Origin of the sequence: Rhodoblastus acidophilus (assembly GCF_009720655.1) — a bacterium.
GTDB classification, from domain to species: Bacteria; Pseudomonadota; Alphaproteobacteria; order Rhizobiales; family Beijerinckiaceae; genus Rhodoblastus; species Rhodoblastus acidophilus_A.
In genome coordinates, this window is the sequence record NZ_WNKS01000017.1 from 23,872 (window position 1) to 50,229 (window position 26,358).

22 protein-coding genes are annotated in these 26,358 nt (G+C 65.5%); 19 read left to right on the top strand and 3 right to left on the bottom strand.

Going from position 1 to position 26,358, the window contains the following annotated elements; translation table 11 throughout:
* The first annotated feature begins 159 nt into the window (after nt 1–159).
* The 5 genes from ahpC (at nt 160) to alaS (ending at nt 7,818) form a co-directional block, all read left to right on the top strand.
* Nucleotides 160–723 (top strand): alkyl hydroperoxide reductase subunit C, encoded by a 564-nt coding sequence (gene ahpC / locus GJ654_RS15870; RefSeq protein ID WP_155447156.1) that lies wholly within the window; start codon nt 160–162, stop codon nt 721–723.
* A gap of 116 nt (nt 724–839) precedes the next feature.
* Nucleotides 840–2,411 carry an alkyl hydroperoxide reductase subunit F gene (ahpF, locus tag GJ654_RS15875; RefSeq protein WP_155447157.1) on the top strand — a complete coding sequence of 524 codons (1,572 nt, stop codon included), beginning with the start codon at nt 840–842 and terminating at the stop codon, nt 2,409–2,411.
* 284 nt (nt 2,412–2,695) lie between these two features.
* Nucleotides 2,696–3,511 (top strand): dimethylarginine dimethylaminohydrolase family protein, encoded by an 816-nt coding sequence (locus tag GJ654_RS15880; RefSeq protein WP_264586281.1) that lies wholly within the window; start codon nt 2,696–2,698, stop codon nt 3,509–3,511.
* 181 nt (nt 3,512–3,692) lie between these two features.
* Entirely contained in the window at nt 3,693–4,766 is a 1,074-nt protein-coding gene (gene recA / locus GJ654_RS15885) for a recombinase RecA (RefSeq protein WP_155447159.1), read from the top strand.
* Nucleotides 4,767–5,163: 397 nt separating this feature from the next.
* Nucleotides 5,164–7,818: an alanine--tRNA ligase gene (gene alaS, locus GJ654_RS15890; RefSeq protein WP_155447160.1), complete on the top strand. Its 2,655-nt coding sequence runs from the start codon at nt 5,164–5,166 to the stop codon at nt 7,816–7,818.
* Between the two features lie 196 nt (nt 7,819–8,014).
* Here the strand turns inward: alaS and GJ654_RS15895 are convergent, their stop codons facing one another.
* Nucleotides 8,015–8,860, bottom strand: a complete 846-nt coding sequence (locus GJ654_RS15895; protein WP_155447161.1) for an AAA family ATPase — start codon at nt 8,858–8,860, stop codon at nt 8,015–8,017.
* Nucleotides 8,861–9,252: 392 nt separating this feature from the next.
* Here GJ654_RS15895 and GJ654_RS15900 point away from each other — a divergent pair, with 392 nt between their 5' ends.
* Both GJ654_RS15900 and GJ654_RS15905 read left to right on the top strand, forming a co-directional pair.
* On the top strand, nt 9,253–10,197 hold the full coding sequence (locus tag GJ654_RS15900) for a transporter (protein WP_196305583.1): 945 nt from the start codon (nt 9,253–9,255) through the stop codon (nt 10,195–10,197).
* Nucleotides 10,198–10,305: 108 nt separating this feature from the next.
* Nucleotides 10,306–11,481 (top strand): vWA domain-containing protein, encoded by a 1,176-nt coding sequence (locus GJ654_RS15905; protein WP_155447163.1) that lies wholly within the window; start codon nt 10,306–10,308, stop codon nt 11,479–11,481.
* Between the two features lie 198 nt (nt 11,482–11,679).
* On the opposite strand, the gene GJ654_RS15910 is transcribed toward GJ654_RS15905, so the two are convergent.
* Both GJ654_RS15910 and malQ read right to left on the bottom strand, forming a co-directional pair.
* Nucleotides 11,680–12,639: a TorF family putative porin gene (locus GJ654_RS15910; RefSeq protein ID WP_155447164.1), complete on the bottom strand. Its 960-nt coding sequence runs from the start codon at nt 12,637–12,639 to the stop codon at nt 11,680–11,682.
* A 205-nt stretch (nt 12,640–12,844) separates the two neighbouring features.
* Nucleotides 12,845–14,872, bottom strand: a complete 2,028-nt coding sequence (malQ, locus tag GJ654_RS15915; protein WP_155447165.1) for a 4-alpha-glucanotransferase — start codon at nt 14,870–14,872, stop codon at nt 12,845–12,847.
* 202 nt (nt 14,873–15,074) lie between these two features.
* Here malQ and GJ654_RS15920 point away from each other — a divergent pair, with 202 nt between their 5' ends.
* The 12 genes from GJ654_RS15920 to GJ654_RS15975 all read left to right on the top strand — a co-directional run bounded on the left by GJ654_RS15920 (nt 15,075) and on the right by GJ654_RS15975 (nt 26,234).
* Nucleotides 15,075–15,464 carry a hypothetical protein gene (locus GJ654_RS15920; RefSeq protein WP_155447166.1) on the top strand — a complete coding sequence of 130 codons (390 nt, stop codon included), beginning with the start codon at nt 15,075–15,077 and terminating at the stop codon, nt 15,462–15,464.
* An 87-nt stretch (nt 15,465–15,551) separates the two neighbouring features.
* Entirely contained in the window at nt 15,552–17,666 is a 2,115-nt protein-coding gene (locus tag GJ654_RS15925) for a methyl-accepting chemotaxis protein (RefSeq protein ID WP_196305584.1), read from the top strand.
* A gap of 236 nt (nt 17,667–17,902) precedes the next feature.
* Nucleotides 17,903–19,618 (top strand): methyl-accepting chemotaxis protein, encoded by a 1,716-nt coding sequence (locus GJ654_RS15930; protein WP_155447168.1) that lies wholly within the window; start codon nt 17,903–17,905, stop codon nt 19,616–19,618.
* 6 nt (nt 19,619–19,624) lie between these two features.
* Nucleotides 19,625–19,912: an STAS domain-containing protein gene (locus GJ654_RS15935; protein ID WP_155447169.1), complete on the top strand. Its 288-nt coding sequence runs from the start codon at nt 19,625–19,627 to the stop codon at nt 19,910–19,912.
* On the top strand, nt 19,912–20,277 hold the full coding sequence (locus GJ654_RS15940) for a response regulator (RefSeq protein WP_155447170.1): 366 nt from the start codon (nt 19,912–19,914) through the stop codon (nt 20,275–20,277). The genes GJ654_RS15935 and GJ654_RS15940 overlap by 1 nt, the downstream gene beginning before the upstream one ends.
* 206 nt (nt 20,278–20,483) lie before the next feature.
* The gene (locus GJ654_RS15945; RefSeq protein ID WP_155447202.1) at nt 20,484–22,568 is read left to right on the top strand and encodes a chemotaxis protein CheA; all 2,085 of its coding nucleotides are present in this window, start codon (nt 20,484–20,486) and stop codon (nt 22,566–22,568) included.
* Between the two features lie 3 nt (nt 22,569–22,571).
* On the top strand, nt 22,572–23,036 hold the full coding sequence (locus GJ654_RS15950) for a chemotaxis protein CheW (RefSeq protein WP_155447171.1): 465 nt from the start codon (nt 22,572–22,574) through the stop codon (nt 23,034–23,036).
* Nucleotides 23,033–23,902 (top strand): CheR family methyltransferase, encoded by an 870-nt coding sequence (locus GJ654_RS15955; protein ID WP_155447172.1) that lies wholly within the window; start codon nt 23,033–23,035, stop codon nt 23,900–23,902. The genes GJ654_RS15950 and GJ654_RS15955 overlap by 4 nt, the downstream gene beginning before the upstream one ends.
* The gene (locus GJ654_RS15960) at nt 23,899–24,915 is read left to right on the top strand and encodes a protein-glutamate methylesterase/protein-glutamine glutaminase (RefSeq protein WP_155447173.1); all 1,017 of its coding nucleotides are present in this window, start codon (nt 23,899–23,901) and stop codon (nt 24,913–24,915) included. Before GJ654_RS15955 ends, GJ654_RS15960 begins: the two co-directional genes overlap by 4 nt.
* Before the next feature lies 1 nt (nt 24,916).
* On the top strand, nt 24,917–25,309 hold the full coding sequence (locus GJ654_RS15965; protein ID WP_155447174.1) for a response regulator: 393 nt from the start codon (nt 24,917–24,919) through the stop codon (nt 25,307–25,309).
* Nucleotides 25,306–25,860 carry a chemotaxis protein CheD gene (locus tag GJ654_RS15970; protein ID WP_155447175.1) on the top strand — a complete coding sequence of 185 codons (555 nt, stop codon included), beginning with the start codon at nt 25,306–25,308 and terminating at the stop codon, nt 25,858–25,860. The genes GJ654_RS15965 and GJ654_RS15970 overlap by 4 nt, the downstream gene beginning before the upstream one ends.
* Entirely contained in the window at nt 25,857–26,234 is a 378-nt protein-coding gene (locus GJ654_RS15975) for a hypothetical protein (protein WP_155447176.1), read from the top strand. Before GJ654_RS15970 ends, GJ654_RS15975 begins: the two co-directional genes overlap by 4 nt.
* Nucleotides 26,235–26,358 lie beyond the last annotated feature (124 nt).

Here is a 26,358-nt window from a genome sequence, read left to right on the forward strand (position 1 = left end):
CAAGCCGATGAGCGAACGCGCCCTTATAATCGTTTTTTCCGATCAACAAAAATCATTTTTTGCGTTTTACCCGATCACGGCTTCCGTCTAGGTTGCGTTTGCCGGCGACAAAGCCGAGCCCCAGCCGAACGGCGGGATAAAACGTTTTCGAGGTCGCAAATGTCGCTCATCAACACTCAAGTGAAACCCTTCAAGGCCACTGCGTTCAAGCAGGGCAAATTCGTTGACGTCTCCGAGGCCGATCTCAAGGGCAAGTGGTCGGTGTTCTTCTTCTACCCGGCCGATTTCACCTTCGTCTGCCCGACCGAGCTCGAGGATCTCGCCGACAGCTACGCCGAATTCCAGAAGCTGGGCGTGGAAATCTACGGCGTCTCCACCGACACCCATTTCTGCCACAAGGCCTGGCACGACACCTCCGCCGCGATCAAGAAGATCAACTACTTCCTGGTCGGCGACCCCACCCACGCGATTTCCCGCAACTTTGACGTGCTGATCGAGGAAGCCGGCCTCGCCGACCGCGGCACCTTCGTGGTCGACCCCGACGGCAAGATCGCCATTCTCGAAATCAGCGCCGGCGGCGTCGGCCGCGACGCCAAGGAGCTGCTGCGCAAGATCAAGGCCGTTCAGTATGTCGCCAGCCACCCCGGCGAAGTCTGCCCGGCCAAGTGGAAGGAAGGCGAAAAGACCCTCGCCCCCTCGCTCGACCTGGTCGGCAAGATCTGATCCAACACAATTCCAGAGCCGCGGTCTCCCCTCTCCTGCGGCGCTGAGAACCCCCGGGCCACGGCCCGGGGGCCTTTTTTAAGAAGAAAACGCGAATAACTTTTGGAGACTGGACCATGCTGGACGACGCCATCAAGAGCCAATTGCGCGCCTATTTCGAGCGGATCGTCTCCCCGATCACCCTGACCGCCACGCTCGGCGCCGACGAAAAGTCCCAGGAGATGAAAGCGCTGCTCGAAGACGTGGCGGCGCAATCGGACAAGATTTCGCTCAAGCTCGACGGCGGGGACCCCCGCGTCCCGAGCTTTGGCATCGCCCGCGACGGCGAGGCGCCGCGCGCCAGTTTCGCCGGCCTGCCGATGGGCCATGAATTCAACTCGCTGATCCTCGCCCTGCTGCATGTCGGCGGCTACGCGGCCAAGGAATCGCCCGAAGCCATCGAACAGGCCAAGGGTTTGAGCGGCGATTTCGTCTTCGAAACCTTCTTCTCGCTGTCCTGCCAGAACTGCCCCGACGTGGTGCAGGCGCTGAATCTGTTGGCGGCGCTGAATCCGCGCGTAAAACACGTGGCCATCGACGGCGCGCTGTTCCCGGCGGAGGTCGAGTCCCGCAAGGTCATGGCGGTCCCGGCCATTTTCCTCAATGGCGAACCGTTCGGCCAGGGCCGCATGGGCTTTGAGGAAATCCTGGCGAAACTCGACGTCAACGCCGGCGCCAAAGCCGCTGAAAAACTCGCCGACAAAAAGCCGTTCGACGTGCTGGTGGTCGGCGGCGGCCCGGCCGGCGCGGCGGCGGCGATCTATGCGGCGCGAAAAGGCATCGCCACCGGCGTGATCGCGGAACGGTTCGGCGGGCAGGTGCTCGACACCATGTCCATCGAAAATTTCATTTCCGTCCCGCACACCGAAGGACCAAAACTGGCGGCAGCGCTGGAGCAGCACGTCAAAGCTTACGAAGTTGACGTGATGAACCTGCAAAAGGCGTCAAAACTGATCCCCGCCGGCGCCGATGGTTTTGTCGGCGTGCAACTGGAGAACGGCGCGACGCTGACGGCGAAAACCGTGATCCTCTCGACCGGCGCGCGCTGGCGCTCGATGAACGTGCCCGGCGAGCAAGACTACCGCAACAAGGGGGTGGCCTATTGCCCGCATTGCGACGGTCCGCTGTTCAAGGGCAAGCGCGTGGCGGTGATCGGCGGCGGCAATTCCGGCGTCGAGGCGGCCATCGACCTCGCCGGCATTGTCTCGCATGTCACCCTGATCGAGTTCGACGCGCAATTGCGCGCCGACGCGGTGCTGCAAGCCAAACTGCGCTCGCTGAAAAACGTCGATGTCCTCGTCTCCGCCCAAACCACGGAAGTCCACGGCGACGGCGAAAAGGTCGTGGGTCTCTCCTACAAGGACCGCAAGACGGGCGCCGCGCACACACTCGACCTGGAAGGCATTTTCGTGCAGATCGGCCTGGTCCCCAACACCGAATGGCTGAAGGGAACCCTCGCGCTGTCGCCGCGCGGCGAAGTCGAAGTGGACGCGCGCGGCGCGACATCGCTCCCCGGCGTGTTCGCGGCCGGCGACTGCACGACCACGCCGTACAAGCAAATCATCATCGCCATGGGCGACGGGGCGAAATCAGCGTTGTCCGCCTTCGACCACCTGATCCGCATGGCGCCGGAAGCGGTGGCGGCCTAGCCACGACTGGTCGGGACGATCCCTTCTCCCCATCGCCCGTCTTTAGACGGGCGTTCTGACGAACGCCCTGCGGCGGGAGAAGGTGGCTCGCGGCGACAGCCGCGAGACGGATGAGGGGTTCGGAGCCTGCCTCCCCTGCGCCAAGGGCCTGCAAACCAAGCGTTTGCGGGCCCTTGATGCTTTGGCGCGCCTCCCCATCTAAAGTGCGGCGCTGATCGATGCGCGCCCAACGCGCAAGAGCGCGCTCCTCCCGACATTCGAACGCTTCAGCCACGGGGTCGCCTGTGAACGCTTCCGCTCGCCCGCAAGTCCTGATGTGCCCGCCCGATTTTTTCGGCGTGTCCTATGTCATCAATCCCTGGATGGAGGGCCAGCAGGGCCACACCGACGCCGCCGAGGCCCAGGCGCAATGGACAGGCTTGAAAGATCTGATCGCGCGCCACGCCGACGTGAGCCTGATCATGCCGCACGCCGGCCTTCCCGATCTCGTCTTCACCGCCAACGCCGGCCTCGCGCTCGAAGGCAAGGTTCTGCTCAGCCGCTTCCGCCGCCCGCAGCGCCGGGGCGAGGAACATTGGTGGCGCGCCTGGTTTGAAAAAGCGGGCTACGAGATCATCACGCCGCCGGAAGAGCTGTGCTTCGAGGGCGCCGGCGACGCGCTCTTCGACGAGGCCCGGCAAACAATCTGGCTCGGCCACGGTTTTCGCTCGGACCAAGAGATGGCGCCGCTGGCGGCAAAGATTTTCGGTCGCGAAACCGTGCCGCTACGGCTGATCGACCCGCGCTTCTACCACCTCGACACCTGCTTCTGCCCGCTGCCCGACGGCGCCCTGCTCTACTATCCTGCCGCCTTCGACGCGCCATCGCGGGCGGAAATCGAGCGCCGCGTCGCCCCGGACCAGCGCATCGCCGTGGACGAGTCCGACGCGATAAAATTCTGCTGCAATGCCGTGGCGCTCGACGCCATGCTGGTGCTCAACGACGCCAGCCCCGCGCTGGAGGCGCAGGCGCGGGCGCACGGACTGGCGCCCACGCGCGCGCCGCTCACCCAGTTCATGAAGGCGGGCGGCGCCGCCAAGTGTCTGACCTTGCGGATTTAAGTTCGTCCGCACGACGCAGGGGATTCGACCAAGGCGAAAGCCGGCCGCAACCGCCCGGTCGCCAACACCCACAACCTTGAACGCGAACAAAAAAAGAACTTGTGAACAAGAACAAACGCTGTACATTGGGGTTCAGAGCGGTTGCGTCAGCCGCGTCAAACATGCCAGAAGGGTCAGTCCGATGTCGCAAGCGAATCTTCGCCTCGTGGAAGGAACCTCCGTGGACAAGACCAAGGCTCTCGACGCCGCCCTGTCGCAAATCGAACGCGCCTTCGGCAAGGGCTCGATCATGCGGCTGGGCAAGAACCAGGCCGTCACTGAAATCGAGACGATCTCCACGGGATCCCTGGGCCTTGACATCGCGCTGGGCGTGGGTGGCCTGCCGCGTGGAAGAATCATCGAAATCTATGGCCCGGAATCCTCCGGCAAGACCACGCTCGCGCTCCATACCATCGCCGAAGCGCAAAAGAGCGGCGGCGTCTGCGCCTTTGTCGACGCCGAACACGCGCTCGACCCGGTTTACGCCCGAAAGCTCGGCGTGCAGCTCGACGACCTGCTGATTTCCCAGCCCGACACCGGCGAGCAGGCGCTGGAAATCACCGACACGCTCGTGCGCTCCGGCGCGATCGACGTGCTGGTGGTCGACTCGGTCGCGGCCCTCGTCCCTCGCGCGGAAATCGACGGCGAAATGGGCGATGTCCAGCCCGGCCTCCAGGCCCGCCTGATGAGCCAGGCGCTGCGCAAGCTGACGGCGTCGATCTCCAAGTCGAAGACCATGGTGATCTTCATCAACCAGATCCGCATGAAGATCGGCGTGATGTATGGCTCGCCGGAGACGACGACCGGCGGCAACGCGCTCAAATTCTACGCCTCGGTGCGCCTCGACATCCGCCGCATCGGCGCGATCAAGGACCGGGAAGAAGTCACCGGCAACCAGACGCGCGTCAAAGTGGTGAAGAACAAGGTGGCGCCGCCGTTCAAGCAGGTCGAATTCGACATCATGTATGGCGAAGGCGTCTCGAAAATGGGCGAGTTGGTCGATCTCGGCGTCAAGGCCGGCGTGGTGGAAAAATCCGGCGCCTGGTTCTCCTTCGACAGCCAGCGCCTCGGCCAGGGCCGCGAAAACGCCAAGGCTTTTCTCAAGGCCAATCCCGAAGCCGCCGCGCGCATCGAACAGACCATCCGCGAGAACGCCGGGCTGATCGCCGAGAAGATTTTGGAAAACGCCGATCCGTCCTCCGGGGACGACGAATAGCGAGCCGTCCATCGCTCGACCGCCCAAAGAGTAGCCCTCATCCCGAGGAATCCGCCATAGCCCGCGTCAGACGGGCGTCTGAAGACGCCCTATGGCCCGCGTCAGACGGGCGTCTGAAGACGCCCTATGGCGGCTGTCTCGAAGGACGAGGGCGGTCCACGGTTTCCGAGTTTGCGCCGACGCCGCCCAGGCGTCGGCTTTTTTCGTCGCGGAATGGCCGCGACATCCCCCCTCGGCGCGCACCGCCTTGAACCGCCTGAAAACTCCGCGAATGCGCGCGTCGCGCCCCTCTCGACTTAAGGACGCCCCTCCATTAGATAGAGCCGCTTGCACCCGTGAACCCGTTCCGCCCGGCGCGACGTTCAGGCAAGTCGGAAAGCAAAGGTTTGGGCAGTCCATGAGCGGCGTCAACGAGATACGGTCGGCATTTCTGGATCATTTCGCCAAGCACGGCCACACCAAGGTCGAGTCCGCGCCCCTGGTGCCGCGCAACGATCCGACCCTGATGTTCACCAATGCCGGCATGGTGCCGTTCAAGAACGTGTTCACCGGCGCGGAAAAGCGCGACTATGTCCGCGCCACATCGTCGCAGAAATGCGTGCGCGCCGGCGGCAAGCACAACGACCTCGACAATGTCGGCTACACCGCCCGCCACCACACGTTTTTCGAAATGCTGGGCAATTTCTCCTTCGGCGATTATTTCAAGGAACAGGCGATCGCGCTGGCCTGGGAGCTGATCGTCAAGGATTTTGGCCTGCCGAAAGACCGCCTGCTGGTCACGGTCTACCACGACGACGACGAAGCGTTCGGCCTGTGGAAGAAGATCGCCGGTTTTTCCGATGACCGCATCATTCGCATCCCCACCTCCGACAATTTCTGGTCGATGGGCGACACCGGCCCCTGCGGCCCCTGCTCCGAGATTTTCTATGACCAGGGCGAGGCCCTTTTCGGCGGCCCGCCCGGCAGCCCGGACGAGGACGGCGACCGTTTTCTGGAATTCTGGAACCTGGTGTTCATGCAATATGAGCAGGTGGCGCCGGGCCAGCGCGTCCCCCTGCCCCGCCCCTCGATCGACACCGGCATGGGCCTGGAGCGCATCGCCGCCCTGATGCAGGGCGTGCACTCCAACTTCGACATCGACATGTTCCGCGCGCTGATCCGCGCCGTCGCCGACGCCACCGGCGTCGAGCCCGACGGCGACATGCGCGCCAGCCACCGCATCATCGCCGACCACCTGCGCGCCTCCGCCTTCCTGGTCGCCGACGGCGTGCTGCCGTCCAATGAAGGACGCGGCTACGTCCTGCGCCGCATCATGCGCCGCGCCATGCGCCATGCGCAGCTGCTCGGCGCCCGCGATCCCCTGATGTGGCGTCTGGTCCCGGCGCTGGTGCGCGAAATGGGCGCAGCCTATCCCGAGCTGGTCCGGGCGCAGGCCCTGATCGAGGAAACGCTCAAACTCGAGGAAACCCGCTTTCGCACCACTCTTGCGCGCGGCCTGTCGATCCTTGACGAAGAAGCCCGCGACCTCACCGCCGGCCAGAATCTCAACGGCGAAGTCGCCTTCAAGCTCTACGACACCTTCGGCTTCCCGCTCGACCTGACGCAAGAAGCCCTGCGCGCGCGCAAAATCGGCGTGGACACCGACGCCTTCAACGCCGCCATGGCGCGGCAAAAAGCGGAGGCGCGAAAAAGCTGGTCGGGTTCGGGCGAAGCGGCCACAGAAACGGTCTGGTTCGCCGTCAAGGACCGCGTCGGCGCCACGGACTTTTTGGGTTACGAGACCGAGCGCGCCGAGGGCGTGGTGGTCGCGCTGGTGCGCGACGGCACCGAACGGCAAAAATTTTCGGCCGGCGACAAGGGGGGCGTCATCCTCAACCAGACGCCATTTTACGCGGAATCCGGCGGTCAGGTCGGCGACACCGGCGTCTTGCACGCGGCCGGCGTCAAATTCCGGGTCGACAACACGGCGAAAAAGCTCGGCGACCTCTTCGTCCACGAGGGCGAGGTTCTGGAGGGCGCCTTCGAGGTCGGCGCAGCGCTGGAGCTTGACGTGAATGTCGAGCGCCGCGCCGCCATCCGCGCCAACCATTCCGCCACCCACCTGCTGCACGAGGCGCTGCGCCAGGTGCTCGGCGATCACGTGGCGCAAAAAGGCTCGATGGTCGCCGCCGACCGCCTGCGCTTCGATTTTGCTCACCCCAAGCCGGTCACCGATCAGGAACTGGCGGAGGTGGAAGAAATCGCCAACCGCGTGATTTTGGAAAACGCCGCGGTCGAAACCCGCCTCATGGACCAGGAGCAGGCGATCAAATCCGGCGCCCGCGCCCTGTTCGGCGAGAAATACGGCGACGAAGTGCGCGTGGTGTCGATGGGCCATGGCGACCGCCACGCCTTCTCCGTGGAGCTGTGCGGCGGCACCCATGTGCGCCGCACCGGCGACATCGGACTTGTCTCGATCGTCGGCCGCAGCGCGGTGGCCGCCGGCGTGCAGCGCATCGAAGCGAAAACCGCTTTTGGCGCGCGCAAACATCTGAATGCGGAAGCGCGCGTGCTGCGCGATCTCTCGGGCCTGCTCCGCGCCCCCGTGGAGGACGCCGCCGAGCGCCTCGCCGCCCTGCTCGAAGAGCGCAAAAAGCTCGAACGCGAACTCACCGACGCGCGCAAGAAACTCGCCATGAGCGGCGGGGCGTCCGCCGAACAGCCGGTGAAAGAAATCGGCGGGATCAAATTCTTCTCGCGCGCCGTGACCGGCGTCGAGATGAAGGATTTGAAGTCGTTGGCGGACGAGGCCAAGCAGGCGGTCGGCTCCGGCGTGGTCGCCATTGTCGGGGTGTCGGACGATGGCCGCGCCGGCGTGGTGGTCGCGGTGACGCCCGACCTCACGCCAAAATTCAATGCGGTCGATTTCGTCCGTCTGGCTTCCGAAAAACTCGGCGGCAAGGGCGGCGGCGGCCGTCCCGACATGGCGCAAGCCGGCGGCCCCGATGGCGCGGCGGCAGATGCAGCCCTGGCGGCGGTGGCGCAGGCGCTGGAGCAACGCGCAAGCGCGTGATACGATTTCCGAACGATCAGTTCGGAAATCGTATTCCGCTCGCGCGGAAATCCGCCCTTCGCCTGAAGGATTTCCGCGCGATTTCGTTTTCGCGGATCACGAAGCGATCTTGTGGAAACCGTATGACGGCCTCTTCCTTCTCCCCTTGCGGGAGAAGGTGGCTCGGCGGCGAAGCCGCCGAGACGGATGAGGGGGACTACCTCTTCTCCCGCCGGTGCAAAAACGCCAGCCTTTCAAACATATGCACATCCTGCTCGTTCTTGAGCAGCGCGCCGTGCAGCGGCGGAATCAGCTTCGACTGGTCGGACTCGCGCAATTGCTCCGGCGAAATATCCTCCGACAGCAGCAGCTTCAGCCAATCCAGCAGTTCGGACGTTGACGGCTTTTTCTTCAGCCCGGGAACCTCGCGCATCTGGAAGAACAGCCGCAGCGCCTCTTCCACCAAAGCCTTTTTGAGCCCCGGGAAATGCGCGGCGACAATGGCCTCCATCGTCTCGCGGTCGGGAAATTTGATATAGTGGAAGAAGCAGCGACGCAGAAACGCGTCGGGAAGCTCCTTCTCGTTGTTCGAGGTAATGATCACCAGCGGGCGTTTTTTCGCCCGCACCGTCTCGCCGGTCTCGTAGACGTGGAACTCCATGCGGTCGAGTTCAAGCAACAAATCGTTGGGGAATTCGATGTCGGCCTTGTCGATCTCGTCGATCAAGAGCACCGTGTGCTGGTCCGCGTCGAAGGCGTCCCAAAGCTTGCCGCGCTTGATATAGGCGCCGATGTCGGCGACGCGCGGATCGCCCAGCTGCGAGTCGCGCAGGCGCGACACCGCGTCATATTCATAAAGGCCCTGCTGCGCCTTGGTCGTCGATTTGATGTGCCACGTCAGCAACGGGGCGCCCAAAGCCGCCGCCACTTCCTCCGCCAGCACGGTCTTGCCTGTGCCCGGTTCGCCCTTGACCAGCAGGGGCCGTTCGAGCGCCAGCGCGGCGTTGACCGCGACCTGCAGGTCGCGGGTGGCGATATAGCTGTCGGATCCAGTGAAGCGCATGGGGGGTTCCGCGATGAAGACGCCGGGATTGTGGCGCCGCAGCATCACGACGGCAAGCGTCGGGACTCGCGAATCCGAAGGCGCGAGCTTGCGGCTAAACGTAAGCAAAGTCTTAAAATTTCTCCTCCCAAAGGAGGAGAGAGGCGGAACAAGCCGGCCAAAACTCGGTCAGCGCTCGGATTTTCTGTGACATTTGTACAACGTGCGGTCTCAGAATAGCCCGTTTCGCCCGGTTTACGCCCCGAATGAGGCCACGGCGCCTTCTTCGAGCGGGGCCGCTGGATTATTGTGAAGTTCTTGGAAGCTCCCGGTCGCGCCACATGGCTAACCCGCGCTGCGACCGGGTGAAGAAATTCAAATCCGTCACTGAAGCCCTCGGGAGGGGTATTCAAATGAAACTCACCGCCAAATTCGCCGGAGCTCTGCTCGGCGCAATGACCTTCTCGGGCGCCGCGCTCGCCAGCATCGCCGGCCCGACCAACCCGACGGGCGAACGCGCCGGTCTCGACCTCGCCTCGCCGCTGCCGGAAGGCGTGTATTTCCTCGACTTCGCGTCGGTCGGTTCCTGGCGCTCGCTGAAGGGCGACAACGGCTTCGACTACAACGTTCCGCTCATCGCCTGGTCGACCCCCTGGACCGTTGCCGGCGGCCGCATCCAGCTGATCGCCGCTGCTCCGATGATCTCGGCGAGCAACAACGTCCCGACCGCGCACATCCGCGGCATGTACAACCCCTTCGTCGCGGGCCAGATCGCCTGGAACATCGGCAACGGCTTCTCGGTCTCCTATCTCGCCGGCGCCTATATCGGCATCAGCGGCACCAACCTCTTCGTGAACGGCGCCCTCGCGGCCCAGAACCCGATCAACCAGACCACCTTCCATCAGCAGTTGGCTTTGGCTTGGCACGGCGACGGCTGGAACGCGACCGCCAACCTGATCTACAACCTGATCGGCGACACCAACAGCGTCAACCCGCTCGCTCCGGTGCCGGTGCGCAACGCCAGCTTCTTCAGCTATGACCTCGGTCTGACCAAGACCCTCGGCAAGTGGGAAGTCGGTATGGTCGCCTACGGCACGGTCGCTCAGACGGGCACCTACAACGACGCGAACCTCGGCCCGAACACCTTCCTCGCCTGCAGCGGCTGCTCGCAGTTCGCGCTGGGCGGCCTCATCGGCTACAACTTCGGCCCGGTCATCACCCAGGCGACCATCGCGACCGACCTCTACGTGCACAGCGACGGCAACTACTGGCAGCAGAAGGAGACCCGTGGTCTTCTGCGCACGATCATCCCGCTGTGGAACCCGGAAGCCCCGAAGGCCGTCGTCGCCAAGTATTGAGATTTTTCTCACGCGGTCAGGCCCCGCGCCTGACCGCTCCGCTTATGACCGCCGGTGGCTCTCCATCGGCGGTTTTTCTTTTGCGGGTTTCCGGCGCATAATCACGCCATGCTGATCTCCTTCTTCACGGCGCTGCGCGAGGCGCAGGTTCCGGTTTCGCTACGGGAATATCTCACCCTCTGCGACGCGCTGTCGCGCGACCTCGCGCAAAAGTCGGTCGAGGATTTTTATTACCTCGCCCGCGCCGCGCTGGTGAAGGACGAGCGCAATCTCGACAAGTTCGACCGCGTGTTCGCAACCGTGTTCAAGGGCCTGGAGCCCGGCGAGGATTTTTCCGCCAAAGCCGCCATTCCCGAGGACTGGCTGCGAAAGCTCGCCGAAAAATATCTGACCGAGGAAGAAAAGAATCAGATCGAGGCGTTGGGCTGGGACAAGATGATGGAGACGCTGAAAAAGCGTCTGGAGGAGCAAAAAGGCCGGCACCAGGGCGGCAACAAATGGATCGGCACGGCGGGAACCTCGCCCTTCGGCGCCTATGGCTACAATCCCGAAGGGATTCGCATCGGCCAGGACGGCAACCGGAATTTCCGCGCCGTAAAGGTGTGGGACAAGCGCGACTTCAAGGATCTGGACGGCGACGAGGAGCTGGGCCCGCGCAATATGAAGCTCGCCCTGCGCCGGCTGCGAAAGCTGGCGCGCACCGGCGCGGCCGAGGAACTCGACCTCGACGGCACCATTGCCGCCACCGCCCGCCAAGGTTTTTTAGATCTCCGCCTGCGCCCCGAGCGCCGCAACGCCGTAAAAGTCCTGCTGCTGCTCGATATCGGCGGCTCCATGGACTGGCACGTCACCCAGGTCGAACAGCTCTTCTCCGCCGCGCGCTGCGAGTTCAAGCACTTGGAGCATTTCTACTTCCACAACTGCCTGTACGAAGGCGTGTGGAAGACCAACACCCGCCGCCACGCCGAAAAAACCTCGACCTGGGACCTGCTCCACACCTTTCCGCACGACTACAAGCTGATCTTCGTCGGCGACGCCGCGATGAGCCCCTACGAAATCGTCATGGAGGGCGGCTCGGTCGAGCATATGAACGAGGAGCCGGGAAAAGTCTGGCTGGAGCGGGCGCTCACCTGCTGGCCGCACGCGGTCTGGCTCAATCCCACGCCCGAGACGCATTGGCCCTATACACAGTCGATCGCCATGATCCAGCGCATCATGGAAAACCGCATGTATCCGCTGACGCTCGAAGGGCTTGAAACGGCCATGCGCGAGTTGACCCGCTGAGCCGCTGTCGCCCGATACGGTTTCCGCAAAATCCCTTCGCGATCCGCGAGAACGAAATCGCGCGGAAATCCTCCAGGCGAAGGGCGGATTTTGCGCGAGCGGAATGCTTCCTTGCACACAAAGAAACGCCCGGTCTCACGACCGGGCGTAAAGTTCTCGGGGAGACCGCCGGCTTATTCGCGCCGGCGGGAACCCGGATTACTTGAGGTCCTTCGAGCTCAGGTCGAAGGAGAGCGTCGCCACGAAGCGCTGGTTGGCGTAGGTCGAGCTGTTCGAGCAGGCCACGGCGCTGCAATTATCCGGAATGCCCGTCAGAGTGTAGGCCTGCGTGGACGACAGGCTGGTGCCGTAGTAGCGCAGGTCCAGCGTGGCGAACTTCCAGGTGTAGGACACGCCGGCGTTCCAGTAGGCGTAGCTCGGCAGCTTGCCGGTGACCGGGTTGCCGACATAGGTGTAGAACGGAGCAAAATTGTTGTTTCTGTAGACGCCGTCAACATTGCCCAGCCACTGATAGCCATACTCGCCGGAAATGGCGAAGGCCGACAGCGAACCCGGCATAATGTACTTGACGGTGCCCGACAGATACTCGCCGTCCGCGCCGGTGTTCAGGTAGCTCGGGGTCGCGAAGAAGTTGAGGCCGAGCGTCAGGCTGTCGTTAACCGCATAGGTCGGCTTGAAGTAGGCCTCGACGAAGGTCGGATTGCGCGGCGCCAGGCCAGCCGGAGCGCCGCCGGCGACGCCCGTGAGACCGATCGGGGAATCGACATAGCCGTAGACGATGGCGCCGACATCAAAGGCGAACGAGCCGAACGTGCCGCGCACGCCGCCCATGCCGTCGATCTCAGCCGCCGGCGAGCCGACCGGGAAGACGTTGTTGGTGAACTTGATCGATTCGGCGGACGTGCCGATGTAGAGCTGCCAGCTCGGATCGAGGTTGTAGCGCAGTTCCGCGCGGCCCCAGACGGACGGCTGGTGGTTGGACTGGGTGATGCCGCGGAACAGGTAGTCCGAGGTCAGCGTCGCGCCGATGTTGAAGTCCCACGGGCTGACGGTGATGACCGGAGCGATCGGGGCAGACTTGCTGCTCGGCAGGTCGCCGGCGAAGGCCGATCCGGCGGAAATCGCCAGCACAGCGGCGGCGATGGAGATCTTGTTCATTTTCTTTCTCCGACTTGGAAGAATTCAGTGAGGTGAACATGCTCCCGCAACCGCCAAGCTCTCAAGGTCAAGACTTGGGCATTTGCCTAATTATTGGCCAATTATCGCCGGCTTGCGTGACTTGCCGGACGCACGTTGCTTAAATGTCACATAATTGGGCGCCGCTCGCAGCGAGCCGCCCCCCTCCGAGGAAAGTCCATGGATTCTAAGGGGAAGCGCGCGGCGGCCCGAGGCGCGTCAGCCGGGCGCGCGCCGATTCGTCGAGCAAGTCGCCGGCCGGCGTGACGAAGCGGTGCCGCCAGTTGGGCTTTTCGACGGTCGTGCCGGGAACATTGGGCTGCACGTCGCTCGCCAGAGCGTCCTCCAGCGACACAAGCTTCAGCACGCACGAGGTCTTGGCGATAAAACTCAGCGCGGCCTCTACCACCGGCTCGGCGTCTTCCGGCGCCGGGCGCTCGCCCGAGGCCACGCCGGCCTGCTGGAACGCCCACCACAGCAGGCCACGATCCCAGGCGCGAATATCCTCCAGCTCTTGGCGCTCCGCCTCGCCCTCCAAATCGGCGCCCTTCCACCAGCCGGCCGTCGAAATCATGTCGTGGGTCGAGGTCAGCGCCGCCGCCTGCGGCGACCACGCCTCCGGCGCCCTGAAACCGTTGGCGTCGCGCTCGAAGCGCAGCACGCGCATGCCCGCCACCCCCTGCGCCGCCAGTTGGTCCTGATAGCCCATCGGCAGGGTTCCCAAATCCTCGCCGATCACCAGCGCGCCATGGCGCCAGGATTCCAGCGCCGCCAGCCGGTACAGGGTTTTTGCGGGATAATCGACATAGGCGCCGTCGAGCGCGCCGCCGCCCTCGGGAATGAGCCACAGCCGGCTCAGGCCCATGACATGGTCGATTCGCAGCCCCCCGGAATGGCGCAGATTGGCCCGCAAGGTGTCGATGAAGGGCTCGAAAGTCTTCGCCGCGAGCCCGCGCGGCGAAAAGCCGGTCAGCCCCCAGTTCTGGCCCTCAGCGGAATAATAGTCCGGCGGCGCTCCGATGGTCAGGCCCTGCAAGACTTCGTCGGGACGCGCCCAGGCATGGGCGCCGCTGGGGTCGATGCCGATGGCGAGGTCCGCGATCAGACCGGCGCGCATGCCGTTGTCGCGGCAGGCGCGCTGCGCCGCGCCATAGCTGCGGGCGACGAGCCATTGCAGGAAAATCTGGAATTCCATCTCTTCCGAACGGGCGGCGGCGCTCTTTTTCGCCTCGCGCGGTCCCAAACCCTCGGGCCAGCGCCGCCAGCTCCACAGCGCGGGATCGGCGCCGGATTGGGCGCCGTGCAGCACCTCGAACAGCGCGAAATCCTTCAAAAGGTCCGAAGCGCCGTCACGGAAGGCGCGGAAATCCGCGAGAGTTTTTTTGCCAGCCTTGGGCAGCAGGTCGTAGAGGGCGCGAAACAGCGCGCGCTTGGCCGCATGTCCCGCCGGCCAGTCGATCTGCGGCGCGTCCGCGAGCCTGTTCATCCGCTCGCCCAGGCCCGCGGTCTCGACGGCGCGCCTGATCAGGGATTCGGGAAAAACCAGCGCCGCGCTGGCGCAGAGCGGATTGTAAAACAGCCGCGTCGAGGGGGAATAGGGGCTGTAATGGTCGGGCGTCGCGCCGAACAGGGCGTGAACAGGAGAAATCGCCAGGAAATCGGCGCCGAGCCCGGCCGCCGAGCGCGCCAGCGCGGCGACGCCGCCGAAATCGCCGATGCCGCAATCGTGATCGCCGCGCAGCGAATAGACCTGCGCCGCCAGCCCCCAGCCGGACGCGCCGCCGCTCAGGTCGGCGAAGGTCGTGCAACGCTCCGGCGCGACGGCGAGGACGCGATCGCCGCCCGGCAGATGCAGGCGATGGTAGCCGGGCGCGTCAAAACCCGGAAGGGCGAGGCCGGACGCCGTCTCGACCGGCCGGATCAGACGGCGCGTTCCGTCTTCAAGCGTCGCCTCGACCGGGGTCGCCGCGCCCGCGAGGGGAAGGGGTATGGACTCGCCGACGCGCACGGCGAAACCGTCGCGCTTTCCGCCTTCGTCCTCGATCAGCCTCAGGGAATGCCGCAAGTCGCCGTCATTTGAAGCGGGAAGCTCGAGCGCGGCCAGAATGGCGCGCAGACTTTCGGCGGAAACGCGACGATCGGCTCCGCTCTGGTCGCGCCAGAAAATTGAGACTCCCGCGCGGGTTGCGAGGTCCTCGAGCAGCTCGTCCGACATGATTTTCCTCCCGTTGCCTCATGTCGCGAACGATGCGCGACGCGCAAAGCCAATGCAAGTCCAAGGCTTTCTCATTGATGTTGCGTCGCAAAAAAGGACTCTCGCTTTCCAGAACATGTGCTACCATGCGTTGACAACAAAACTGACATCGAATCTTTACAGTTGCGTCATAGGAAATCCTATCGGCCAGGGCGAACAGACCATGTGCACGTTGCTTTGCGAGAGGGATTCTGAGGTTTCGCGATCGGTCGCGCGAGCGCTGCGCCATCGCGGCATCGCCGACATCCAGATCGTCAGCAACGCCGCGATGGCGTCCCGCCTGCTCGACGTGCATGAGGTCGCCGTCGCCGTGGTGGATTTCGCCGGGGAGCAGGAAACGGCGCGACTGGTGCGCTCGCTGTCGGCGCGGGGCGCCGAGGTCATCCTCTATTCGCACCAGCCGCCCGAACCGGACGCCTTCGCCGACCTGCACTATATTTTCGTCGACAAATCCTTGGACATCGAGGCGCTCGCCCGTGTCGCCGCCGCCCAGCGCCGCCTCGCCCAACGCCACACCGCCTTGGTCGCCCTCGCGCCCCCTCCTCCCCTGTAGCCGATCAGGACCGGCGCGCCGCCCCGACAAGGTTCGCGCCAGTCTTTGATGCTTTCTTCGGCGAGTCTCCCTCGGTTCGGACTCGCCATGCTGTCCTTTTCTCGCCTGCGCGCCGCCGGCAAGGTCTCGAGCACCGGAAGCGGCGACGCCGCGCCGCTCGAACACGCGGCCGCGCGCCTCGTTCCGCAGCTGGGCGCGGTGGTGGAGGCCTACCACCAGGAATTCGGGCAGGACCCGGAGCTGGCGCTGCTGACGCGCAAGGGCGTCGCGGCGGTGAAGCGGGAGCAGGCCGAGCATTGGCGCGACCTCCTGACCGCGCCGGCCGACGAGGCGTTCAAGGCGCGGGCGCGCCGGATCGGCGTGGCGTACGCCAAGGCGGGCGTTTCCCCGCGATTCTACCTGCAAAGCTACCTGTTCTTCTTCGAATCCCTGGTTGAGCGGGCCGGAGGGGAGTCCAGCGAAACCCGGCGCGCGCTCGCGCGCGCCCTGTTCGCCGACATGGAGCTGGCGCTCGCCGCATACGTCGAGAACGCCGAGGACCAGATGGTTCAGCTCAGCGCTCAGAACATGGTCAAGTCGGTCGAAGAGGAGGTGCGGGTCGCGCATCGGACCGCGCGATCGCGCGCCAGCGATCTCACCGAGATCGTCGGGGAATTGTCGCGCTCCATGGAGGAATTGCGGCGCGGATTCGAAATGATGGAAGGCAGTTCGCGGACCAACCGCGACGAGATCAAGTCGGTCGCTTCGGCCGTCGAGGCGTTGCAGGGCAGCAGCCGCGAGGTCGGCGACCAGGCGGAGGAGACGTCGCGACGGGCGAGCGAAGCGGTCGCCGTCTCGCAGGAGGCGGCGCGGCGCATGGCGCGGCTGACGGAAACGGCGGGACGGGTGGCCGAAATCGTCAAGATGATCGCCGCCATTTCCTCGCAGACGAACCTGCTGGCGCTGAACGCCGCCATCGAGGCGTCGCGCGCCGGAGACGCCGGGCGCGGCTTCGCCGTGGTCGCGGCCGAAGTCAAGCAATTGTCCCAGCGCACCGCCATCGCCACCAAGGAAATCTCCGAGCAGATCGCCGAGATCGTCGCGGCGACCGACGCCACTTCGGCGGCGCTGGCGCAGGTCGGGGACATGATCGGCGACATGGACGGCATGGCCCGCGGCGTCGCCAGCCACGCCGCCCATCAGGTCGCGCAACTCGACGAAATCACCGTCAACGCCCGCACGGCGGCGTCCAACGCCAACAATCTCAGCCGCAGCGCGCGCATGTTCACCGCCGGCGTCATCGAGATCGAGACCATCGCGACAAACGTGCAGGATTTCGGGGCCAAGGTGGCGGGCATGCTGCGCAGCCTGACCAACCGCCTCACCATCACCGTGCGCGGGTTTTTGGGCGTCGATGGTCGACGGCATCCGCGCGTTCCCGTCCGTCTGCGCATCGACGTCGACTGCGGCGAACGCCACAACGAGATTTCGACGCTGGAGATTTCGGAAGGCGGCTGCTCGCTCTGGATCGTCGGGCACGCGTTCGAGGACGGCGCCGACATCGTGCTGCACATCCCCGAAATCGGCTCCGTTCGGGGCAAGACGAGGGGGCGGGATCCCGATGTCGCGCACATCGAATTCGTCGAACTCTCGGCGGCGCAGCGCGACGCGCTGGCGGCGCTGGTCACGCGCGAGATCGACAAGGACGCGCCGCTGCGGGCCATCGCGGCCCGGCGCCGCGACCTGGTGCGCGAGGCGATGGAACAGGCGCTCGCCCGCGACGAGATTTCGCTCGAGGACCTGTTCAGCACCGACTACACCCCGATCCCCGACACCAATCCCGAACAGGTCGCGACCCCCTCGCTGGAGCTGCTCGAACGCATCCTGCCGCCGATCCTGGAAGCCGGGCTCGCGGACGATTCCCGGCTGGCCTTCTGCCTCGCCGCCGACCGCAACGGCTATATTCCCGTCCACAACACGATCTGGTCGCGCCCCCAGGGCGACGATCCCGTATGGAACGCCCGTCACGCGCGCAACCGCCGCATTTTCGACGACCGCGCCGGCCTTGCGGCGGCGCGCAATCTCCATGATGTGCTGGTGCAGTCCTATCCGCGCGACCTCGGCGGCGGCGCGGTCGAGATGATGAAGGACATTTCCATGCCGATCGCCATCGGCGGCCGGCATTGGGGCGCCCTGCGCATCGCCTTGCCCGTCGGCGCCTGAACGCGCCGGCGCCGGCCAGGCCGAAGTTTATTCGGCTGCGTTAATAGCGGCGCAAGGTTTGATCTCTATCAATAAAGCGGATCGGCATGGGTCGCGGCGTCAGCGACCTCATGAGGCATGAGGCCGCACGGTCCCGCCGCCAGGACGGCATGTCCCGCATTTCCCGACTTTCCAAACGCGCGTCGCGGCCGGTCGCCCATCGGCATGCGCGGACGGCGCACATCGAGACATCGGACATGAACCAGCAGCACGCGTCGAACGCCGGCGTCCTGAACGAGAGATTGCAGTTCATGCGCATGGACGCGCGCACCAGCGCGGCGCTTGAAAAGCTCAAACCGGTCATCGATCGGGAATTGCCGCTCGCGCTCGACACGTTCTACGATCAGGTGCGCGCGACGCCCGACACGATGCGGTTCTTCGACAACGAAAACAGAATCAAGGGCGCCAAGAGGCAGCAGCTCGGCCATTGGTCGGCCATCACCACCGGCCAGTTCGATCAGGCCTATTACGAGAAGACCCGCCGCATCGGCCTGGCGCATGCGCGCATCGGCCTGGAGCCGCGCTGGTATATCGGCGCTTACGCCCTGATCACCGAGACCCTCGTCACGGCTGTGGTCAAGGAGCACTGGCCCCGTTTCGCCTTCGGATCGCAGGCCAAGGCGGAGGAGCTGGCGACGGCGATCAGCGCGCTGATGAAGGGCATCTACCTCGACATGGACCTCGCCATTTCGGTCTATATCGACGCCGCCGAGGACGCGCGCAAGCGCCAGGAGGCGGAGGCCGCCGAGCGCGAAAGTCAGATGAAGGCGCAGGCCGAGGAGGCGCGCCAGGCGGCCGAGGCCGAGGCGCTCGCCCGCGAGCGCTCCACCGTGGCGCGCACCATCGGCGCGGGGCTGGCGCGACTGGCGGAAAAAGATCTCACCTGGCGCATCACGGAGGAACTGCCGGAGGCATACGCCCAGGTGCAGGCGGATTTCAACGAGGCGGTGGAGCAGCTCGCGGCGGCTTTCGAGGCGGTGCGCGCCTCGACCGACGCGGTGCATTCCGGCTCGGAGGAAATCGCGGTCGCCTCCAACGACCTGTCGCGGCGCACCGAACAGCAGGCGGCGAGCCTGGAGGAGACGGCCGCCGCGCTGGATGAGATCACCGCCACGGTGAACAAGACCGCCAGCGGCGCCCGCATCGCCCGCGACTCCGTGTCCGGCGCGCGGGTCGACGCCGAGCACGGCGGCGCGATCGTGCGCAAGGCCGTGGAGGCGATGAGCAAGATCGAGAAATCCTCGCGCCAAATCAGCCAGATCATCGGCGTCATCGACGAGATCGCCTTCCAGACCAACCTGCTGGCGCTGAACGCCGGGGTCGAGGCGGCGCGCGCCGGCGACGCCGGGCGCGGTTTTGCCGTCGTCGCCTCGGAAGTGCGCGCCCTGGCGCAGCGTTCGGCGGAGGCGGCCAAGGAGATCAAGGATTTGATCTCCACCTCCGGCGCCCAGGTCAGCGAAGGCGTGTCTCTCGTCGCCGAAACCGGCAAGGCGCTGTCGCAGATCGAGGGACGGGTGGGCGAAATCGCCGGCGTCATCACCGACATCGCGGCCAGCGCCGAGGAACAGGCGACGGGCCTGCAGCAGGTCAACAGCGCCGTGAACCAGATGGACCAGGTCACGCAACAAAACGCCGCGATGTCGGAGCAGGCGACGGCGGCGAGCCAGTCGCTCGCCCAGGAAACCGACCGCCTGGCGACGATGATTTCGGAATTCCACATTCTTCGCGCGCAGGAGAGCGTGAGACGCCGCGCCCCGGAACGGATTCGCCGCGAACTGGAGAAAACGGCGCCCCACGCGTTTCGAAAATCCGCGCCCCCGCCCACCCGCGCCCAACGCGCGCCGCTGAGGGCCGCAGCCGGCGCGCCGCGCCCACCCGTCGAGGACGACGACCAGGATTGGCGGGAATTTTGATCCGTGATGACCGAGACGCCCGAAACCGCCGTATTCGCGCTGCCGGCCGCGCTTGACGCCGACGGCGCGGTCCATCTGGCCAATGCGCTGTGCGACCTGCGCTATGGGCCGTTGACGCTCGACGCGGCGCCCCTGCGCCGCATCGGCGCCCAGGGCCTGCAAACCCTGCTGTCGGCGGCGCGAAGCTGGCGCGCCGACGCCGTCGCCCTCACCTTCGTCAATTTCAGCGACGAGGCGCTCGACCAGATCCGCGCCATGGGCGTCGATCCCGCTCAGGAATTTGGAGACCCTTGATGAGCATGACGATTTTGACCGTGGACGATTCGAGAACGATGCGCGACATGCTGAACCTCGCGCTCTCGGAGGCCGGCTACCGTGTGGTGCACGCCATCGACGGCGAACACGGCCTCGAAGTGCTGCGCGCCGAAAAACCCGACATCGTCATCACCGACATCAACATGCCCAGGCTCGACGGCTACGGTTTTATCGAAGCCGTGCGCGACGATCCCGGATTCCGCAACCTTCCCATCCTGGTGCTGACCACCGAGAACGCGCCCGACAAGAAGGAGCGCGCGCGAAAGGCCGGCGCGACCGGCTGGATCGTCAAGCCGTTCAACGCGGAAAAACTCGTCAGCGTCGTGCGCCGCGTCGCGGCCTAAGCGAACATGCGTTGGTCGCCCAACGCATGTTTGCTGAGGTTCCTTTGTTTTCGCAGGATTTTCATCCGAAAACCGGCAGCTGCTTTTCGGAAATCCCGCCTAGAGCGCATTCGCGCTCCAGGATTTTGTTTTAACGCGTTTTCTTAACGCGAACCGGACCCTTCGCTTGAAAACGCTATGAACCGGGGAGAACCGGCGTGGACCCGATGGAGACGATCCGCCAAACATTCTTCCAGGAATGCGAGGAGCAGCTGAACGAAACCGAAACCGGGCTGCTGGCGCTCGAAATCGGCGAGGCCGATTCCGAGACCGTCAACGCCGTGTTTCGCGCGGTCCATTCGATCAAGGGCGGCGCCGGCGCCTTCAAATACGAGCGTCTCGTGCGCTTCGCCCATGTGTTCGAAACCGCGCTCGACGGCCTGCGCAACGGCCGGCTGGAGGCGTCGCCAAGTGCGATGAAAACCATGCTGCGCTCGGCAGACCTGCTCGCCGATCTGGTGCGCGAGGCGCGAGGCGACGCGGCGGTGGACGATGCGCGGCTGGAGGCGCTGCGCGACGAACTCGGCCGGCTGGCCGAGGAGCCGGGCGAACCGGCGACGCAAGCAGCCGACAGCTTCGGTTTCCAGCCGCTCACCCTGTCCCTCGGCGATCTCGCGCCCGAAACGCCGCCGTCGCAGGGGTGGCGCATCGTCTTCCGCCCCGCCCCCGACCTGTACCGGCGCGGCAACGAGCCGGCGCGCATCCTGCGCGAACTCGCCGAACTCGGCGACATGCGCGTGACCTGCGACGCCTCGGCGCTGCCGCTGCTCGACGCCTTCGATCCGGGCGGCGCCTATCTCGCCTGGAGCATCGACCTCACCTCCGCCGCGCCGCGCGAAAAAGTCGAGGACGCCTTCGACTTCGTCATCGACGATTGCGAATTGCGCGTCGCGCCGCTCGCGCCGGCGCCGGACGCCGAAGCGGCGAACGCGGACGGGCTGGAGTTCACGCCGCTGTCGATCGACCTGCCCATGATCGACGCGCCGACCGCTCCGCAAGCGGCGGCCTCCCCGCCCCCCACGGAGCGCAAGGTCGAAACTGTGCGCGCCGAAGCGACCGTGTCCCAAACCATCCGGGTCGATCTGGAGCGGGTGGACCGTCTGGCGAATCTGGTGGGCGAGCTGGTCATCAACCAGGCCATGCTGTCGCAAAGCATCGTCGAAGCCGCCTTGCCTCGCGCCTCAAAAGCCTTCGACGACCTGACCGCGCTGGAGCAGCTCACGCGCGAGATCCAGGAAGGGATCATGGCGATCCGCGCGCAGCCGGTGAAACCGTTGTTCCAGCGCATGACCCGCATCGTGCGCGAGGTCGCGGACGCCACGGGCAAGATGGTGCGGCTGAAGACCGAAGGCGAGGCGACCGAAGTGGATCGCACCGTGTTCGAAAAACTCGCGGACCCGTTGACGCACCTGATCCGCAACGCGGTGGATCACGGGCTGGAGACGCCGGACGAGCGCGCCGCCGCCGGCAAGCCGGAACATGGCGAAGTCCGGCTTACCGCCGCGCATCGCTCGGGCCGCATCGTCATCGACGTCAGCGACGACGGCAAGGGGATTGATCGCGCGAGGGTCAAGGCCAAAGCGGTCGAGAAGGATTTGATCGCGGCGGACGCGCAGCTTTCGAACACCGAAATCGACAATCTGCTGTTCCTGCCCGGATTTTCGACGGCTGCCGCGGTCTCCGACATTTCGGGGCGCGGCGTCGGCATGGATGTGGTCAAAAGCTCGATCCAGTCGCTGGGCGGTCGCATCTCCGTGTCGTCGCGGCCGGGGCTCGGCTCCACCTTTTCCCTCAGCCTGCCGCTCACCCTGGCCGTGCTCGACGGCATGGTGGTCAAGGTCGCCGAACAAACCCTCGTTGCGCCGCTGACGACCATCGTCGAGACGCTGCGGCCCAAGGCGAGGGACGTGCACCGGCTCGGCGTGGACCAGCGCGTGCTCGCGGATCGCGGCGTGTTCGTGCCGCTGATCGATGTCGGGATTGAAATGGGTTTTCGAACGACGCCGGCCGATCCGCTGTCCGGCGTCGTCATCATCGTCGAAGGCGACGGTGGCGCCCGCTGCGCGCTGATGGTCGATTCAATTCTCGACCAGCGCCAGGTGGTGATCAAGAGCCTGGAGACCAATTACCAGCAGGTTCAGGGCGTGGCGGCCGCCACCATTCTGGGCGATGGCCGAGTCGCGCTGATCCTCGACATCGACGCCTTCGTCGCCGTCACCCATTCGCAACCGCCTCTCGCCGCAGTGAGCTGACCCATGCACATTCCCGACACGTCCGCCGGCGCCTCAAAAGAATTCATCGTCTTCCGCCTGGGCGCGATGGAATTCGCCATCGACATCATGGCGGTGCGCGAGATTCGCGGCTGGACTCCGGCGACCGCCCTGCCCCATGCGCCCTCTTTTGTGCGCGGCGTCATCAACTTGAGGGGCGCGGTGCTGCCCATCGTCGATCTCGCGGAGCGCTTGGGCTTCGACCCCATCGAACTCTCGGCGCGCCGCGTGGTGATCGTGGTGCAGATCGGGGCGCGCCTGGTCGGCCTGCTGGTCGACGCGGTCTCCGACATCCTGTCGCAGCCGCACGAAACCATCCAGCCGATCCCCGATGTCGCCTCCGAAGTGGTCAAGCTCTACGTGCAGGGCGTGTTCGCTTTCGAGGACCGCATGATCGGCCTCATCCGCCTCGAACATCTGGCGCCGCCATCCCTTGGAGAAGCCGCTTGAGCGCGCTGCGCAAGGACAGTCTGATCGAGGGCGATTTTCCTCTCACCCTGGAGGATTTTCGCGACATCGCCGCCATGCTCTACGCCGACGCCCGCATCCATCTCACGGACAGCAAGGCGAGCCTGGTCTATTCGCGGCTGATCAAGCGGCTGCGGGCGCTGAACCTCGAAAGTTTTGCCGATTATTGCGCGCTGTTGCGCGAGGAGGAGGCCGAGCGCAGCGAAATGCTGTCGGCGCTGACCACCAACGTCACCCGGTTTTTTCGCGAGCGGCATCATTTCGAACATTTTTCGAGCAGCGTTTTGCCCGGCCTGCTGGCGCGGGCGCGGCGCGGCGCGCGCGTGCGTCTGTGGTCCGCCGGCTGCTCCAGCGGCGAGGAGCCCTATTCCATCGCCTTGACTGTTCTTGAGCAGGACCCCCGCGCCGCCGATCTCGACATAAAGGTGCTGGCGACCGACATCGATCCGCGCATGATCGCGCGCGGCCGCGACGGCGTTTATCCCGAAGCCGCGCTGGCCGAGGACGTTTCCACCGGCGCCCTGCAGCGCTTCTTCTTCAAGGAAGGGAGCGCGCGGCGCGCCGCCGGCGAACTGCGAAAAATGGTGGCGTTCCGCCGGCTGAACCTCAATGGCGACTGGCCGATGCGCGGCCCCTTCGACATCATCTTCTGCCGCAATGTCGCGATCTATTTCGACGACGCCACGCAAGAAGCCCTGTGGGCGAAATTCGCCGCCATGCTGGCGCCCGGCGGCTGGCTCTACATCGGCCATTCCGAGCGCGTCGACGGCCCCGCGAGCGCCTACCTCGACAGCGCCGGCGTCACCGCCTATCGCCGCAACGCCAAACCGCAGGGAGGCGCGCAATGAAGCCGGTGCGCGTTCTCGTCGTCGACGATTCCGCGACCATGCGCGGCATGATCGCCTCCACCCTTTCGCGGGCGCAAGGCATCGAGGTCGTGGGCACGGCGTCCAACCCGCTCGAAGCGCGCGAGGCGATCAAGGCGCTCAATCCGGACGTGATGACGCTCGACGTCGAAATGCCCAAAATGGATGGGCTGAATTTTCTCGACAAGGTCATGCGCCTGCGCCCCATGCCGGTGGTGATGGTCTCCTCGCAAACGGCGCGCGGCGCCGAGGCGACGCTCGCGGCGATGGAGCTGGGCGCGGTGAGTTGCGTAGCCAAGCCGACCATCGACAATCCCGGCGCCTTCGACAGCCTGCCGTCGCAAGTGGTGGCGGCGGCCTCCGCGCGCATCGGCGAGCGGGTCCGGCCAGCCATGGCGGCGGCCCCCGGCTATCGCTGGAACGGCAGGATCGTCGGCATCGGCGCCTCGACCGGCTGCGTCGAGGCTTTGCTCGCCATCATGCCGAGTTTTCCGCAAAACGGACCGCCGGTGCTGATCGCCGTGCACATGCCGGAGAATTTCACCAAATCCTTCGCCCGGCGCCTCAATTCCGTGACCGATGCGGAAGTCATGGAAGCCCAGGACGGCGCATCCCTCGCCCAGGGCCGCATCCTCGTCGCGCCCGGCGGCGTCCACATTGAGGCGGTCGACGCGGCGCGCCCCCATTGCCGGCTTCGCCAGGGCGAACGGGTCGGCGGCTTCCGTCCGTCGGTGGACGTGCTGTTTCACTCAATGGCCGAACATTTCGGCGCCAAGGCGGTCGGCGCGATCCTCACCGGCATGGGCAGCGACGGCGCGGCGGGGCTCAAGGCTATGCGCGAGGCCGGCGCGCGCACGCTCGGCCAGGATGAGGCGAGCAGCATGATCTACGGAATGCCCCGGGCCGCAAAATCCTGCGGGGCCGTGGAAATCGAAGCGCCGCTCCAGGACATCGGACGGCGCATTGTTGAATTGACCAGTTGGGAAAGGCGTTAAAATGGGCTCCCTCGCAGAAAGACTTGAAGTGACCGTGGTGGACGACACCGCCGTCAGCCGCGCGCTGATCATCGACGCGCTCGAACAGATCGGCATCACCCGCATCGCCCAGGCGAAGGACGGCAATCAGGCGCTAAGGGACATTTTGGCGAAGCCGACCCATCTGGTGATCTCGGACATGAACATGCCGGGCATGGACGGGCTGGCGCTGCTGAAAAAACTGCGCGAGACGCCGGCGACCGCCCGCATCGGCTTCATCCTCGTCACCGGCAGCCCGGACAAGACCCTGGTGGAGCGCGGCAAGGCGCTGCAACTCAACAATTACGTCGCCAAACCCTTCACCGTCGATGCTGTGCGCAAGGCGATCGAGGCGGTGGTCGGGCGGCTGCAATGACCGCTGCGCCGCTGAAAACGATCGCGATCGTTCAGGGAGAACACGCCGTCAGCCGCGACCCCGAAACGGTGTTCTCCACCGTGCTCGGCTCGTGCGTCGCGGTCTGCCTGCACGACCCCGCGGCCGGCGCCGGCGGCATGAACCATTTTCTCCTGCCCGGAGAACCGGCGGACCTCCAGAAGCGGGACGTCGAGCGCTATGGCGTGTATCTGATGGAGGTCCTGATCAACGATCTCATGAAGCTCGGCGCCCGGCGCGAGCGCATGCGGGCCAAGGTGTTCGGCGGCGCCACCATCTTGCGCGGACTGGGCGCGATCGGCGCGGCCAACGCCGAATTCGCCAAGAATTTCCTGCGCCACGAGGGCATAAGGGTGGTCGCCGAGGATTTGGGCGGCGAACGCGCCCGGCGCCTGCAGTTCTGGCCCGTTTCGGGACGCGCCCGTCAGCTCTATGTCGCGTCGGAGCCCAGACTCGCCGCCGCCGAGGCCGCCAGGGCGAGCACCTTCAACACTGGCGCCCTCCCCGCCGGCGACATGGAGCTGTTCGCATGACGGCGCGGCCGGAGGGCGAGACCGATCTGGCGAGCGCGCTGGAGCGCGCGGCCGAGGCCTTGCGCCTGACCTCCGCAAGGCTGCACCGCGTCGAGACCGCGATCAGCGAGGTCATGCGGACCTCCGGGGGAGCCTCGCTGTCGCATTTCGCCGATCTGCAGGAACTCGACCGCAGCGCCCAGGAGGTCGCGGGGCTCGCCGATTTCATCGACCAACTCGGGCGGCGCACGCCCGGCGCGGTCATGGTCGACGTCGCCGAAGCCGTGCGGCCCCTGCTGCTTCGCGACCTCGCGCGCTTTCTCGCACGCCATCCGACGCCCGCCGCCGCTCCGTCCCACGCCGAGGACGACGACGTTTTTTTCGCGCAAGGCTGACGCGGCTTCCGCAAGATCGCTTCGCGATCCGCGAAAACGAAATCGCGCGGAAACCCTTCAGGCGAAGGGCGGATTTCCGCGGCCATTAACGTCGAAACGCCTTCAATTCTAAGGCGACATTAAT

Excerpts from the sequence above, each read along its gene's own strand:
- GJ654_RS15910 (WP_155447164.1), bottom strand. The coding sequence starts at position 12,639 with ATGAACAAGATCTCCATCGCCGCCGCTGTGCTGGCGATTTCCGCCGGA.
- GJ654_RS15940 (WP_155447170.1), top strand. The coding sequence starts at position 19,912 with ATGAGCATGACGATTTTGACCGTGGACGATTCGAGAACGATGCGCGAC.
- ahpC (WP_155447156.1), top strand. The coding sequence starts at position 160 with ATGTCGCTCATCAACACTCAAGTGAAACCCTTCAAGGCCACTGCGTTC.
- recA (WP_155447159.1), top strand. The coding sequence starts at position 3,693 with ATGTCGCAAGCGAATCTTCGCCTCGTGGAAGGAACCTCCGTGGACAAG.
- GJ654_RS15900 (WP_196305583.1), top strand. The coding sequence starts at position 9,253 with ATGAAACTCACCGCCAAATTCGCCGGAGCTCTGCTCGGCGCAATGACC.
- GJ654_RS15925 (WP_196305584.1), top strand. The coding sequence starts at position 15,552 with ATGCTGTCCTTTTCTCGCCTGCGCGCCGCCGGCAAGGTCTCGAGCACC.
- GJ654_RS15930 (WP_155447168.1), top strand. The coding sequence starts at position 17,903 with ATGAACCAGCAGCACGCGTCGAACGCCGGCGTCCTGAACGAGAGATTG.
- ahpF (WP_155447157.1), top strand. The coding sequence starts at position 840 with ATGCTGGACGACGCCATCAAGAGCCAATTGCGCGCCTATTTCGAGCGG.
- GJ654_RS15960 (WP_155447173.1), top strand. The coding sequence starts at position 23,899 with ATGAAGCCGGTGCGCGTTCTCGTCGTCGACGATTCCGCGACCATGCGC.
- GJ654_RS15935 (WP_155447169.1), top strand. The coding sequence starts at position 19,625 with ATGACCGAGACGCCCGAAACCGCCGTATTCGCGCTGCCGGCCGCGCTT.
- GJ654_RS15920 (WP_155447166.1), top strand. The coding sequence starts at position 15,075 with ATGTGCACGTTGCTTTGCGAGAGGGATTCTGAGGTTTCGCGATCGGTC.
- malQ (WP_155447165.1), bottom strand. The coding sequence starts at position 14,872 with ATGTCGGACGAGCTGCTCGAGGACCTCGCAACCCGCGCGGGAGTCTCA.
- GJ654_RS15905 (WP_155447163.1), top strand. The coding sequence starts at position 10,306 with ATGCTGATCTCCTTCTTCACGGCGCTGCGCGAGGCGCAGGTTCCGGTT.
- GJ654_RS15945 (WP_155447202.1), top strand. The coding sequence starts at position 20,484 with ATGGAGACGATCCGCCAAACATTCTTCCAGGAATGCGAGGAGCAGCTG.
- GJ654_RS15950 (WP_155447171.1), top strand. The coding sequence starts at position 22,572 with ATGCACATTCCCGACACGTCCGCCGGCGCCTCAAAAGAATTCATCGTC.
- GJ654_RS15975 (WP_155447176.1), top strand. The coding sequence starts at position 25,857 with ATGACGGCGCGGCCGGAGGGCGAGACCGATCTGGCGAGCGCGCTGGAG.
- GJ654_RS15965 (WP_155447174.1), top strand. The coding sequence starts at position 24,917 with ATGGGCTCCCTCGCAGAAAGACTTGAAGTGACCGTGGTGGACGACACC.
- GJ654_RS15970 (WP_155447175.1), top strand. The coding sequence starts at position 25,306 with ATGACCGCTGCGCCGCTGAAAACGATCGCGATCGTTCAGGGAGAACAC.
- alaS (WP_155447160.1), top strand. The coding sequence starts at position 5,164 with ATGAGCGGCGTCAACGAGATACGGTCGGCATTTCTGGATCATTTCGCC.
- GJ654_RS15895 (WP_155447161.1), bottom strand. The coding sequence starts at position 8,860 with ATGCGCTTCACTGGATCCGACAGCTATATCGCCACCCGCGACCTGCAG.